At 41.0% G+C, this 12148-nt stretch carries 14 protein-coding genes; 1 reads left to right on the forward strand and 13 read right to left on the reverse strand.

Annotated elements, in window-relative coordinates:
* Nucleotides 1-236: 236 nt before the first annotated feature.
* The 6 genes from LEUCM_RS00005 to LEUCM_RS00030 form a co-directional block, all read right to left on the reverse strand.
* Nucleotides 237-671, reverse strand: coding sequence for a Fur family transcriptional regulator (locus LEUCM_RS00005; RefSeq protein WP_025016473.1), 435 nt, complete (start codon nt 669-671; stop codon nt 237-239).
* A 149-nt stretch (nt 672-820) separates the two neighbouring features.
* A complete protein-coding gene (locus tag LEUCM_RS00010; protein WP_025016474.1) occupies nt 821-2878 on the reverse strand; it encodes an LTA synthase family protein in 2058 nt (685 codons plus the stop codon).
* A 220-nt stretch (nt 2879-3098) separates the two neighbouring features.
* The gene (locus LEUCM_RS00015) at nt 3099-3332 is read right to left on the reverse strand and encodes a YkuJ family protein (protein WP_011374173.1); all 234 of its coding nucleotides are present in this window, start codon (nt 3330-3332) and stop codon (nt 3099-3101) included.
* A gap of 71 nt (nt 3333-3403) precedes the next feature.
* Entirely contained in the window at nt 3404-4282 is an 879-nt protein-coding gene (locus tag LEUCM_RS00020) for an NAD(P)-dependent oxidoreductase (protein ID WP_011374172.1), read from the reverse strand.
* A gap of 12 nt (nt 4283-4294) precedes the next feature.
* The gene (locus tag LEUCM_RS00025; RefSeq protein ID WP_025016475.1) at nt 4295-5311 is read right to left on the reverse strand and encodes a lysylphosphatidylglycerol synthase transmembrane domain-containing protein; all 1017 of its coding nucleotides are present in this window, start codon (nt 5309-5311) and stop codon (nt 4295-4297) included.
* 77 nt (nt 5312-5388) lie between these two features.
* A complete protein-coding gene (locus tag LEUCM_RS00030) occupies nt 5389-6591 on the reverse strand; it encodes a glycosyltransferase family 4 protein (protein ID WP_011374170.1) in 1203 nt (400 codons plus the stop codon).
* 413 nt (nt 6592-7004) lie between these two features.
* Here LEUCM_RS00030 and LEUCM_RS00035 point away from each other — a divergent pair, with 413 nt between their 5' ends.
* Nucleotides 7005-7436, forward strand: coding sequence for a hypothetical protein (locus tag LEUCM_RS00035; protein WP_016264706.1), 432 nt, complete (start codon nt 7005-7007; stop codon nt 7434-7436).
* Between the two features lie 63 nt (nt 7437-7499).
* Here the strand turns inward: LEUCM_RS00035 and LEUCM_RS00040 are convergent, their stop codons facing one another.
* From LEUCM_RS00040 to LEUCM_RS00070, 7 genes are all read right to left on the reverse strand, one after another.
* The gene (locus tag LEUCM_RS00040) at nt 7500-7865 is read right to left on the reverse strand and encodes a DUF1634 domain-containing protein (protein ID WP_025016476.1); all 366 of its coding nucleotides are present in this window, start codon (nt 7863-7865) and stop codon (nt 7500-7502) included.
* Nucleotides 7865-8710, reverse strand: a complete 846-nt coding sequence (locus LEUCM_RS00045) for a sulfite exporter TauE/SafE family protein (protein WP_011374166.1) — start codon at nt 8708-8710, stop codon at nt 7865-7867. The genes LEUCM_RS00040 and LEUCM_RS00045 overlap by 1 nt, the downstream gene beginning before the upstream one ends.
* 36 nt (nt 8711-8746) lie before the next feature.
* Entirely contained in the window at nt 8747-10270 is a 1524-nt protein-coding gene (locus LEUCM_RS00050) for a DUF438 domain-containing protein (RefSeq protein ID WP_025016477.1), read from the reverse strand.
* The gene (locus LEUCM_RS00055) at nt 10263-10496 is read right to left on the reverse strand and encodes a DUF1858 domain-containing protein (protein ID WP_025016478.1); all 234 of its coding nucleotides are present in this window, start codon (nt 10494-10496) and stop codon (nt 10263-10265) included. The genes LEUCM_RS00050 and LEUCM_RS00055 overlap by 8 nt, the downstream gene beginning before the upstream one ends.
* Before the next feature lie 20 nt (nt 10497-10516).
* Nucleotides 10517-11257: a 3-oxoacyl-ACP reductase gene (locus LEUCM_RS00060; protein WP_025016479.1), complete on the reverse strand. Its 741-nt coding sequence runs from the start codon at nt 11255-11257 to the stop codon at nt 10517-10519.
* Nucleotides 11257-11481 (reverse strand): DUF2829 domain-containing protein, encoded by a 225-nt coding sequence (locus tag LEUCM_RS00065; protein ID WP_011374162.1) that lies wholly within the window; start codon nt 11479-11481, stop codon nt 11257-11259. Before LEUCM_RS00065 ends, LEUCM_RS00060 begins: the two co-directional genes overlap by 1 nt.
* Before the next feature lie 151 nt (nt 11482-11632).
* Nucleotides 11633-12001: a DUF956 family protein gene (locus LEUCM_RS00070; protein ID WP_016264702.1), complete on the reverse strand. Its 369-nt coding sequence runs from the start codon at nt 11999-12001 to the stop codon at nt 11633-11635.
* Between the last annotated feature and the right edge of the window lie 147 nt (nt 12002-12148).

A 12148-nucleotide genomic window follows, 5' to 3' on the forward strand; every position in this document is an offset into this window, starting at 1 on the left:
ATCTACTGTGTCGAAACAGCTTAATTAATATATCATCTTTCATGGTGAGCTGTCAAGCACTTTTTATAAATATTTTTTGAATAAATATTCAAAGTTCTTAATATAAATCACTTGTTATCGGATGAATATCTTTTATCTCGCTGACAACATAGACTACTATACCAACATCTATAATCATCGTCAAGTAAAAAATGCATCTTTTTTATTTTTTCTAAATATTCACTAAATTCACTTAATTAGCGATTGGCTAACTGACATTCTGGACAGATGCCATGAACTTCCATCCGATGACCCGTCACCATAAAACCGGTTAAGTTCTGGGCAACTATCTCAACATCTTCTAGTCCTGGGTAAAAAATATCAACCACTTTCCCACAACGATCACAGATTGCATGGTAATGTTTGGTCTGCGCAAAATTAAAATGACTCGAAGCATCCCCGTAAGTCATTTCTTCTATAACACCCAGTTCTGTAAATAACCGCAAATTATTATAAATCGTCGCAACACTCATATTAGGAAAGCGTCCTGCTAAGGCCTGATAAACATCATCAGCGGTTGGATGCATGTGCGTGCCAATCATAAATTCTAAAACAGCCTGTCTTTGCGGTGTAATTCGTACATTATTAGCTTTCAACTTCCGAAGCGTCTGATCCACAATTGTTTGACTCATATCAAATAAGCTCCTTTCTTAATTGATAATCATTATCATGTGTATTGATTGATGTAATCGTACCTTTTTTTAACGACTCTGACAAGTAAAATGATTGTAAAAAGGCAGCAAAAAAACCAGAGTGATTAATCACTCTGGTTTTTCTAAACTTATTTCAATTCAGGTGCATCTGTTTGATAGAGATTCATCGTCGATTTACCATTATTCTTTTGGATAACACTCGTTTTAGTCTTATCAGCTTTCAGTTGTGCTTTAGCATCACTGACCTTATAGCTTAACTTCGTTTTATCAGTTGCTTCAAAGCCTGTTGGCGTATAGAAACGAAGTAAATCACCGGTAATCACCTTATCAGACAATGAGAGTTCCTTTGTAACGTGTTCACTAAGCGCTAAGACACGGAGTTTTTGCGCTTTGGTCATCTTAGTCAATTCCTTACCCGTCTTTGTATCGTAGTAAGTACTGCCGACCTTCGTGTAATCTGGTGCCACGTAATCCCCATTTCTAAAGACCACGGTTTGATTACGGTTAGCCGCTAGGAGATCAGATCCAAATTGGATCGTATCCGTGTTCTTAACGCCTAAGAGATTTAATAAGGTTGGTAAGACATCGATTTCGCCACCATAAGTATGGTTAACGCCACCTTTTAAGCCTGGCATATGGACCATAAATGGTACCCGTTGGAACTGAGCGTTATCAAAGTCGTTGAATTCATCCTTCTTCAATAACTTGGCAACGGCCTTCTTATGATTCCCAGAAATACCGTAATGATCCCCGTATAAGACCAACATACTATTCTTATCCAGGCCTGTCTTTTGTAACCAGGTCATGAATTCGCCTAGTGCTTGATCTAAATACTTAGCCGTTTGAACATAGCCATCGACGGTATCATCACCAGTATCGGTTTTAGCAATCGATTGGTTCTTCTTATCCAATAAGTATGGATAGTGGTTCGTAACTGTGATTAATTTTGCATAGAATGGTTGTGGTAATTGTTCAATATAGCGGGCTGAATCTTGCATGAAGATCTTATCCTTCAAACCATAGCCAACATTGTAATCCTTACCTTCTTTAAAGTACTGTGAGCTAAAGAAATAATCATAGCCCCATGACTTGTAGGTATTATCCCGGTTCCAGAAACTTGGGACATCCCCATGGAATGATGCGGTTGTGTAACCTTGTTGATTTAAAATCGCTGGTGCTGCTTGGAAAGTATTGGTTGTCCCCTGTGTAACCATGGCGGCCCCTTCAGGTAAACCGAATAACGAGTTTTCAAGCATTAATTCGGCATCAGCAGTCTTCCCTTGCCCAACTTGGTTAAAGAAGTTATCAAAGCTTAATGTGTTTTGATCATGATAAAGCTTATTGATATTTGGTGTGACCTCTTGGCCATCCCACTTGTAGTCAATCAAGAATTGTTGGAAACTTTCCAAATGAATGACAAAGACGTTCTTACCTTTAGCAACCCCTGTGTATTCAACATTGGGTGACACGCGGTTTTCTTTTAAATATTTCAAGACGCCGCTCATATTACTACTATCAGCGTTAGCCTTAATCGCGTTATTCTTAGTAGTCTTAACACCATCGTAAACCGTGTAGGCATTCATCCCTAAGTATTTAACAATATAGTTATTATCAAATGTCCGGGTTAATAATCCAGAACGATCCGCTTCAGCCATCCCCAGGTTAGCGCCGAATAAAACGACTGATAATCCAGTAATCGCAAAAGCATTCCGTTTCATGAAAACACGCCGATCAATCTTAATTAGTTTAGTCGCTAATAAGATTAATAATAACAGCACATCCGCAAAAACTAAGAAATCGGAATATTCAATAATGCCGGCAATACTCTTACCCAGGTTATTAGAAACAGCGCCTGAGCCCTTCATTAAGTTAAAGGTTAAAAAATCAGAAAATTCTCGGTAATAGAGAATATTCGAAAACAACCAGACTGACGTTAATAAATCGATAATCATCAACGTTATGTATGATTTGCGGCCATTCATAAATAGCGCAATCCCAAATAACAATAAGGTTGTTGGAATGGGGTTAATCGTCATTAAGAAGGCTTGCATACCACCTTTGACACCCAAGTTAAATTTCGTTTGATACGCATAAATCGTTTTAAGCCAGAATAAAGCCACCGCAAATAGGAAAAAGCCCCAGCGCGTACTCAATCCGGCCTGAATTTTATGACCAATCTGTTTCATCGATACAATAGCCTCCGTTAAAGGTCATTTAGCTTCGTTAAAAGCTATTGACAATCTGACAGTTAGTTTACACATGTCAGTATTAAAAATCAATATGAAACCGAATGCAGTTTCAAATATTAACCCATTTTTAAGAATCTCAATGACTGTTAGATAAAGCGCTAAGCGCCCTAAGTAGCAAAAAAACCACCAAGTAATTTGATACTCAATGGTTAATTAACTAGTCTGCTAATAAATCGTATAGTTCCATTGCGACTAAATCAATATTGTCAAATTGGAATTGTTGATGTGTGCTACTGTCTTCAAGTTCAAAGGCTTGTGCTTGTGGATCATAGCTAACAGTCGCTTTTAAATCGCCTTCCTTTTCAAAACGTCTTTCTTGAACCTCAGCGCTTTGATCTTCTTGCATTGCTACCAGACGTTTGATAATCGCAACTAACTGTGATGATTGCATGGCGAATCCTCCTTTAATAACTATCTACCAGTTTATCAGAAAAAGGCCCCGACTGCACCGTTTATATGCAATTATTTTATAGAATCTGTCCATAATTTAATCAAGGCTTGTGTCCCATCATCGCCAAGGCCCGCTTCATTCACTAATCTTGCGTATAATTTCTTGGCTTGATGTGTGGCTGGTAAATTAAGCCCCATTTTCTCAGATTCTTCTAAGGCAATCTTCAAATCCTTCAAGAAATGTTTTGCAAAAAAGCCAGGTGTGTAATCGCCCGCTAGAATCCGAGGACCATAATTTGCGAGACTCCAATTTTGAGCACTCCCACCATTGACGGTTTTTAAAACAGCTGGTAAATCTAGGCCGGCCGCCTGAGCATAAACCAACATTTCAGTCATCCCAGTCATTGTGCCGGCAATCATAATTTGATTAGCCATCTTAGTGTGTTGACCCTTACCGGCTTCGCCGAAACGTTGTACGGTTTGCCCAACTGCTTCAAAAACGGGCTTAACTTGTTCGTAAGCGGCTTGATTACCACCGACCATCACCGTTAGCGTCCCATTTTGAGCACCGATGTCGCCACCTGAAACGGGTGCATCTAATGCTTGTAACCCTAATTCACTGGCTGTGGCCGCAATTTTTTGCGCCAAAGTTGGTGTACTAGTTGTCATATCCACGACAATTTTATCTGGCGTGACCGCACTAAAAATACCGTCATCCCCATAATAAATTGCTTCCACATCTTGTGGATAACCAACCATTGATAAGACAACATCACTTTGTGCCGTGACAGCTGCTGGTGTGTCCGCCCACTTAGCACCTAAACTGACAACTTCATCTGCCTTTTGTTTCGTTCGATTGTAAACGACAACTGAGTAGTTTGCTTTCAATAGATTTTTAACCATACTGCTCCCCATTACACCGATACCGATAAAACCGATTGTTGGTTGCATGTTAATAACCTCCTATTTTTTAGCACTTAACTTGGGTTTGACCGCTAAAGCGCCAATCCCCATAAACATTCCTAGATAATAAGTGAAAAGTCGCCATAACAACATGGCTAATACCAGTTTACTCGAACTCAGCGTAAAGGTGGCAAATAAAGTCTTGAAACTGTATTCCGCACCACCAGAACCACCTGGAACTGGGAAGAGCGATACAATCATGACGATCATGACGTGTAAAACCATGACTTCTAAGTAATTCACATTCGGACTACCTAACGCCAATAACACGAAGTACGGCACACTATAGTAGAAAAAGAGTTGGCATAGCGTTAATAAACAGCCTTTGATGAGTTTCTTCTTTTCCTTTTTGAGATGGAGACTCTCGGCATAAAACGTATCAATTTTAGTTAACAGGATACCACGCCATTCAGCCATCCGCTTTTTGGAAACGAACCAGCTAACCGGAATTAACAACCAATGTACCAATTGCTTAGTAAATTTATTGTAGTACATCACCAATAATAAGACCGCTAGAACAACGACGTGGACAATCAAACCAAAGTTAATTAAAATCGCCAGCGTGCCAAAGTGCTTGGAAACCTGTGAAAAGCCGATGACCATACTTAATAGGAAGTTGACCAACACCATGAACTGATAGACGATGAATTTCATTAATAAAGCGGAACTCGCCTGGCCCGCTTCCACTCGTGACTGCATCAGTGCGACTAGTTGTGCAGGTTGACCCCCAGAAGAAAATGGCGTAATCGCGTTAAAGAGCTGCGCAATCAATGGAATCCGCAAGGCGTTGAATAATGAAAAATCCGTCGTCCGCCCCTTTAAAAAGACGCGCAGTACTAATGCTTCAAAGAACCAAGAAACTAACATACATAAAAGTGCGACTAGTAGCCAGCCGACTTTTAACCGGCTAATATCTGCCACCAATTGATTTAACTGTAACGTGCGACTCTCATAAGCGAATATGCCGCAGCCAATCGCTAACATGACTGCAAAAACAATTTTATTTGTTCGACTCATAACCGACCCTTTTTCTAATGATCATTGACCAATAAAAAACTGCTGATTATGATCAACAGTTTCTTCAATTATGTCATTTATTTTTTAGTATCCATATCTTCTAATTCTAACAACTCATCTTGATCTAGTTTCAGTTCATCGTATAACACTTGTGATTGCTTATAAAATTGAACCATTTGTTCCGCAAAATAATCTGCCGATATCGCGTGCAACTTATTTTGCCGTGGTGCTGGGTCATCAAAAGCCCCCGGATGATTCAAATAGTTCAAGATTTGATGCAACATTTCATCTTCGGTTGTAAAAGTCGTCCCAATTGACGGATCCGTCAATAATTCACTGGCATAGGGACTGGCCATCACAACAATTTTGACTTCAGCGGCCATTGCTTCAATATACGTTAGCCCTTGTGACTCGGAATCACTCGCTGAAACGAATAAATCTGCCATGTGATAGTAATTAGAAACATCATCGTTATCAATCATACCGGTAAAAATAACGTGTTCGCTCATCCCTAATCTAGCGACTTGTGCTTCCAAGTCTTCACGCGCGGGACCTTCACCAGCAATAACCAACATTAAATCTGGTTTCTGCGCCACCAAGCGTGGTAGCGCATCGATAATAACATCGATCCGTTTTTCATAAGCGACCCGACTGAGTGATAACAATACGGGTTGTTCTTTCGTTAGACCTAGTGATTCCCGTACATCCAAGGTCACTTGTTTTTCGTACCGGCTAATATCGACCCCGGTTGGAATAATCCGAATCGGCGCTTTGACCTGGTAACGATTCAACGTCTGTGACACCCGTTCGGACGGTGCCACAATCCCCGACATGTGATATAAAAAGGCCTTACTCATCTGTTTAACGTGATAAGGACGCAAGAGCTTCCCGTTTAACACATAATGTAAATAATCCTCATACATCGTGTGATACGTGTGCAGACACGGAATCTTCAAGTTCTTAGCAACAAACTTACCGATGTAACCCATCGAAAATTCAGTTTGCGTATGAACGATATCTAAATCTAATTCTTTAGCAACCTGATAGGCATGAAAAAGGCCCCGAACAGCAATTCGCCGGTCCGTAAATGACACAAACGGCACACTTGCAAATCGGAAAATGTTCGGTTCAATTGTTTCTTTATCAACATGTGGATCAGTTGTTGTAAATATGTAAACAGAGTGCCCCTTTTTCTCGAGCCCCTCTTTTAAAGTTTTAATGGAGGTTGCCACACCGCTGACTTGTGGAAAGTAGGTGTCCGTAAATATTCCAATATTCAATTGGTTTCCTCCTCCTTATCTTTGGACATTTGATACCATTATAGTAATTAATTAAATCATATGCAATCAATGTTCTTAATTGTAATCTATTCATACTAGCATAAAAACCGACTTAAGACCTAAAAATGACCGAATTATCTAAAAAAGACACGCAAAACAACCGACTGGCCATTTTGGTGCCTTTTAATATAACCAGCTGCTCATTACTAAGATTAACACGCCCCAGATGGGTAACGCGAGTAATAAGCCATTACGAATACCAGTGAAAAATTGCATCCTAATCACCTCATTTTTTGACGAAAGACAAGACTTGCTATTTACGCCTATTATCTACTATGATAGGGGTAAGTTTAGACGTTGTTTGTTAAGAACGTTCTTGCTTTTACTTAAGTTTTATTAAAAGGAGCAGTCATATGCAGACTTATCGCATTAAGAAGCCACGCAAACTTGAAATCACTTATGATGATCAAATTCTCACACTTCACTACCCAGGACTCTTAAAGAAAAATGACAAAGACGATCGTGAGATTGCCTTTAAAAAATTAAAATCCGTTCGTTTTTTTGAAGCCACTTACCGGCAAGGGCATCTCCAAATTCTCTATCAAAAACCCAACCACGCCCTCGAAAAAATTATCATCAGCTTTGAGGCCGCTGATAACGATGACTTGCAAAAACTCTATCAACTGATGAACGATTACATCGAAAAGCCAGCTGAAGAAGATTTAAGTTTCGTCAAAAAAGGCGAACTAATCATGGCCTACCTCAAGATGAAAGAAGACGGCCTGATGACCGACGACGAATTTGAAGAAAAGAAAAAGCGCATTTTAGGTTTAGAAGATCAATAACCAAAATAAGACCCAAGGCAAGAATTACTCTTGCCCTGGGTCTTTTATGTTTAAACGTATTTTTTATTTGATAAACCCAATCGTCATCCCAATGATTAAAATCACCAAAACAATGACCGTAATCCAGACATATAGATAGTCTTCTTCTTTTGCAAAGGCATAGATTGACACTATAACCCGTAAAACAGGTGTTAAAATCAAGCAGAATAAACCAAACATGATGACCGCGCCGGCTTTCAATTCAGCCATCCCTTGAAAAATCATAGCAAAGGTTGTTGGAAATTGGTGTTCGCCATAACCTGTGCCACCATGCATTAAGAATAAAATCATCCCGATAATTAGAACGGTTGCTGACACCAAAACACCAACCCGTAAGATTTTACCAATTACTAATTCAATTTGCGCCATTTCTTTTTTACGATCTGTCATTAGATGTGCACCCCGAATCCTTTAAGCACCATTTGTAAGCCCATATACAGTAAAATCGGAATAAAAATCATCCGAATAAACTTCGGTTGCAAATGTTGCATAATTCTTGAACCAACTGTTGCGCCCGCTAAAATACCAAGCGCTAACGGTGCGGCAATTTCTGGTAGGATCGCACCACTAAAGAAATAAACTGTTGCTGAAGCCGCTGCCGTCACACCCATCATTAGATTACTTGTTGCACTAGATGGTTTTAAAGGCATCTTCATAATGGTATCCATTGCAGTGACTTTGAAGACTCCACTACCAATCCCTAATAAACCAGAGGCAATCCCGGCGCCAAACATCATCGCAAAACCACCAGGTACTTTTTCAACTTGGTAATCAACTTGTTTTTGATTGGCCTTATCGTAATAAGTGCCATTTAAATTCAACTTTTCAGCCCACTGATCATTAGCTGCACCAACATGTTCTTCGGCCTTTTTACCACGCAGTTTTTGAATCATATTGTAAGTTGAGAATAATAGGAAGCTCCCAAACAAAATGAATAAAAAGCCGGTTGGTACGACGCCGGTTAATAGCGCCCCGATAATCGCCCCCACGGTTGTCGCAATTTCTAGAAACATTGCCACCCGTAAATTCAGCATATCGTCTTTTAAATAAGCAATTGTCGCACCAGAACTAGTGGCAATCACGGCGACAATACTAGCTCCGATTGCGTACTTGATGTCTAAACCAATTGCGAGTGTTAAAACGGGTGTCAGGATAATCCCGCCACCAATGCCGAGAATTGCACCTAAAATACCGGCTAAAATCCCCACCGCCAATAATAATATAATCTGTTGCATAACTTTTCTCTCTCCTCTATGCCATTAAAGCATGTACTACAAGCGCTTCTCGCCTGTTAGTGCTTGAATCTCGGTAATATCTTGACTGACTTCTAAACAACCCAGATACCGTTGTTGTGGATCTCTAACTGCGAAATATCTAATATACACTAATTTACCGCGGAAGTTAATCCAAAAATCGGCGTGATCCTCAGTTCCAGCATGAAAATCGGCTAAAATCTTTTCAACTTTATCCACACTCTTTGGTGGATGACAGTTAACAACTGCTCGGCCGAGGACCGCCCGCGTTCTTGGGAAAATACGGTGATTATTATCAGAGAACCACCGCACGATATCGTCTTGATCGACGAACGTTAAATCAAGTGGTAAAACTTGTAGAATTGCCGTGAGCTCACTCAAGTTCATTGTCCCTGAAGGCAATACAATTGTTGCCTGGTTGTCAGTTCCAATCTCGATATGCGGTTGAGGGGCTTCCCGATTTCGACTCACTTTAGCAGGCCGCTTCTCAGCCGGCGCCTTATCCGCCAACATCGCCTTCACAAAATCAGGCATCTCTGCTGACTTAGGTTCAGCCGCAGTTGCTTGTGTTACAGGTGTTTCAACAGGTGTCCCCTGAATGGCAAAGGGGATTTGGCTAGCCGCCTCTAATTTAGTGGGTGTCGTCTTTACTTCTGGTAGCACTCGACTAACCGGTGCCTGCTTATCTGCTAAAGATTGCGCCATCGCATTTAATTCCTTGGCGATAGCTGGTACTGCCCGCTGTTCTGAAGCCTCTAAATCAGCCTGACTCGGTTGCCAAGGAAGTGGCTCAGGAATCAATGTATAGCCAATTGGTTGACTTTCATCTGCCATCAAGCCCCAATCCGCTGGCGTAAAGACTTCATTGACCATTGGCACCATGATTTCTTCTTCTTTAAAGATCATTTCTTGGATTTCCTTGGTCATTTTTTCAATGGCCGCTTCAACTTCATATTTATCAGGAACCGGTTCACTGATCACCATTTGATAGACGGTCTTCACCAAACCCCGAATTTGATCATCAACGCCCCACATCACTTTTGGTGGCGCAGTGATGCCATATTTATCCATTAATGGAAATAACAGATTTTCCTTGCGTGAATAATGCCGATCAATCGTCAATAAATCTTTTAGCGCTTGTTGCATTCGGTTTAAGTAAGCTTGATCTGAACCCGATTGTTGCCATTTCTTAAGACAAGGTAACAATTCATCCACTAATAACGAATTGATCACTAAATTTTCCAATTTCAAAACAGCGACTGGGTGCCCCGGTTGTTCTTGTGCTGGTGTTTCAGCACCGTTAGGGTTAATTGCACCCTTAAAAACGGCCGCATGAACGTTGCGCAAATGCTGAATTTCCATGGGATTTAAGCCACTGGCAATTAATTCCCGCTCAGCAGACGTAATCTCGGACACATCGACCCCTGAAAATGATTCATCGAAAATCCGCTTAGCTTCCTCGAAAGATCCGCCGTTATGTAACATCTTTAAAATTTCGACAATTCTTTTTTGCCGGTACGCACTGCTATGTTGATCAGTCATCCGCAATCACCTCGAAGTCATTTTCTGTCAAAGTTGCCACGATTTGTGAAAGTGGGATCTGCTTCATCTGCGCACCTTTGGGTAACGTCATAAACCGCCCTGCTGTGTTCAATAATGCAGGATTCGTCACACCGTCCAACCCGATTGAAACGAGTACGGGGACAATCTCTGGATATGCAGTCACTAACTCATAAACCGTTTGACTAAGTTTAATTTGTTTTGCCATCCCTAATACCTTGCCTTTCGTTATTTTTCAAGCCAACCACCATCGATTGGTACCACGGTTCCGTGGATGTAATCAGAGGCTTGACTTGCTAAATACAAACTTAACTGAGCAACCTCTGCCGGTTGTGCCCAGCGACCAGCTGGCGTTTGACGCGCCACCTCTTTGGCCATTTCACCAGCGCCCGCAAAATCGGCAGCGTTCATCGGTGTTTCAATTGCGCCTGGTGCGATGCAATTCGCCCGAATACCTTGGCTTGCGTAATCGTAATCCAGCTGCTTAGTATAACCGATAATCGCATGCTTAGAAGCCGTATAGGCCGCACCGCCGCCGCCAGCCACTAATCCGGCAATTGAAGCCATGTTAACAAAAACGCCTTCGTGGCGAGCTAGCATACTTGGTAGTACCGCATTAGTCACTAAAAACTGGCTTTTCAAATTGACCGCCATCAGATTATCCCAATCAGCCTCACTTGTTTCAAGCGTTGGTGTGTATTGGTCCAATATGCCCGCTGTATTACAGACAATATCAAATGACGACACTGTCGCTAACAAATTTTTTAACGTTGCCGTTAATTGGGGAGCGTCCCGAATATCGACTTGTACCGTTTTTAAACCGTCTGCCGTCTGCGTAATCGGCGCCTTATCTAATGCAATAACCATCGCACCCTCCGCCAAAAAAGCTAGCATTTGGGCCTTGCCAATACCGGAAGCGGCGCCAGTGACTAAAACCGTCTTTTGTTTTAAATCCGCAAAATGACCCATTAATCAACTAACTGCCAATCTTCGGCTAATACATCACAAGAAGTTGGTTGGAACATTGAATAAGCTGGTTCTTCAGTCGTTTTAATCAATAGGTATGGACTGATTGTTTCTCCTTGGTACGTGTCGCCACTAACTTGAACGATGAATAGTTCTGGACCACCCCAGCCTGTCCGCACTACTTTTTTGCCTGCTTTTAACGCAATAATCGCTTTATCGAATCCCATTTGAATCCCCTCTTCTATCCTAATTGATCGGATATAAATTAACCTTATATGGTATTTTAGCACGCCCTAGATAGAGTCGCAATTTTCCCTTTTTTGCACAAAAAGAGACCTGAGATAAAAAAATTTATCTTAGGTCTCTGACTTTAACATTTTATTTTGCGCGGCGCGTAAAAACCCGTTTAATAACATCCCACACACCGAGTGATTGTACTAATCTTTCAGCTGGTACGTGTTCTCTGATAGCGCGTAACACTTTCTTAGGTTCCTTTGAAGCAAAAGTATAGGTCCCGTTTTTCTTGGTCTGAATTGCGTACCGAGGAATCCATTTGCCTTTGAACATGACAGAAGCAATCACGTAATCAACTTCTTCCCACGGAATTTGAATAAACTGACGGGCGTCACGATCATTGAAGAATTCAAAGCCCTTATCGCCAATCATGATTTTGCCGTAATCTGTTAACGCAGTAAAAGAGGTCGCATTGATCACTAATTCGACCTTTGTATTAATTGATTGAACCATTATATCGACTCCATTTCCAAAAAGCTTACTTTCATTATACGCTTTTATAAAAAGGAAGGGCTAGGACAAAGTAAATTTGCCCTAGCCCTTCCTTTGTTTTTTTAACGTGCTTTTCAAGCTAACTTTCTGTGCTTAGCGTCGTGAATC

This window comes from Latilactobacillus sakei subsp. sakei DSM 20017 = JCM 1157 (genome assembly GCF_002370355.1).
In the GTDB taxonomy this organism is placed as follows: domain Bacteria; phylum Bacillota; class Bacilli; order Lactobacillales; family Lactobacillaceae; genus Latilactobacillus; species Latilactobacillus sakei.

What these genes read in the sequence shown, in the direction of transcription:
- LEUCM_RS00015 (WP_011374173.1), bottom strand. Translation starts at nt 3,332, where the DNA reads ATGCAATCATCACAGTTAGTTGCGATTATCAAACGTCTGGTAGCAATG.
- LEUCM_RS00020 (WP_011374172.1), bottom strand. Translation starts at nt 4,282, where the DNA reads ATGCAACCAACAATCGGTTTTATCGGTATCGGTGTAATGGGGAGCAGT.
- LEUCM_RS00045 (WP_011374166.1), bottom strand. Translation starts at nt 8,710, where the DNA reads ATGCAACAGATTATATTATTATTGGCGGTGGGGATTTTAGCCGGTATT.
- LEUCM_RS00010 (WP_025016474.1), bottom strand. Translation starts at nt 2,878, where the DNA reads ATGAAACAGATTGGTCATAAAATTCAGGCCGGATTGAGTACGCGCTGG.
- LEUCM_RS00040 (WP_025016476.1), bottom strand. Translation starts at nt 7,865, where the DNA reads ATGACAGATCGTAAAAAAGAAATGGCGCAAATTGAATTAGTAATTGGT.
- LEUCM_RS00055 (WP_025016478.1), bottom strand. Translation starts at nt 10,496, where the DNA reads ATGGCAAAACAAATTAAACTTAGTCAAACGGTTTATGAGTTAGTGACT.
- LEUCM_RS00070 (WP_016264702.1), bottom strand. Translation starts at nt 12,001, where the DNA reads ATGGTTCAATCAATTAATACAAAGGTCGAATTAGTGATCAATGCGACC.
- LEUCM_RS00050 (WP_025016477.1), bottom strand. Translation starts at nt 10,270, where the DNA reads ATGACTGATCAACATAGCAGTGCGTACCGGCAAAAAAGAATTGTCGAA.
- LEUCM_RS00060 (WP_025016479.1), bottom strand. Translation starts at nt 11,257, where the DNA reads ATGGGTCATTTTGCGGATTTAAAACAAAAGACGGTTTTAGTCACTGGC.
- LEUCM_RS00005 (WP_025016473.1), bottom strand. Translation starts at nt 671, where the DNA reads ATGAGTCAAACAATTGTGGATCAGACGCTTCGGAAGTTGAAAGCTAAT.
- LEUCM_RS00025 (WP_025016475.1), bottom strand. Translation starts at nt 5,311, where the DNA reads ATGAGTCGAACAAATAAAATTGTTTTTGCAGTCATGTTAGCGATTGGC.
- LEUCM_RS00065 (WP_011374162.1), bottom strand. Translation starts at nt 11,481, where the DNA reads ATGGGATTCGATAAAGCGATTATTGCGTTAAAAGCAGGCAAAAAAGTA.
- LEUCM_RS00035 (WP_016264706.1), top strand. Translation starts at nt 7,005, where the DNA reads ATGCAGACTTATCGCATTAAGAAGCCACGCAAACTTGAAATCACTTAT.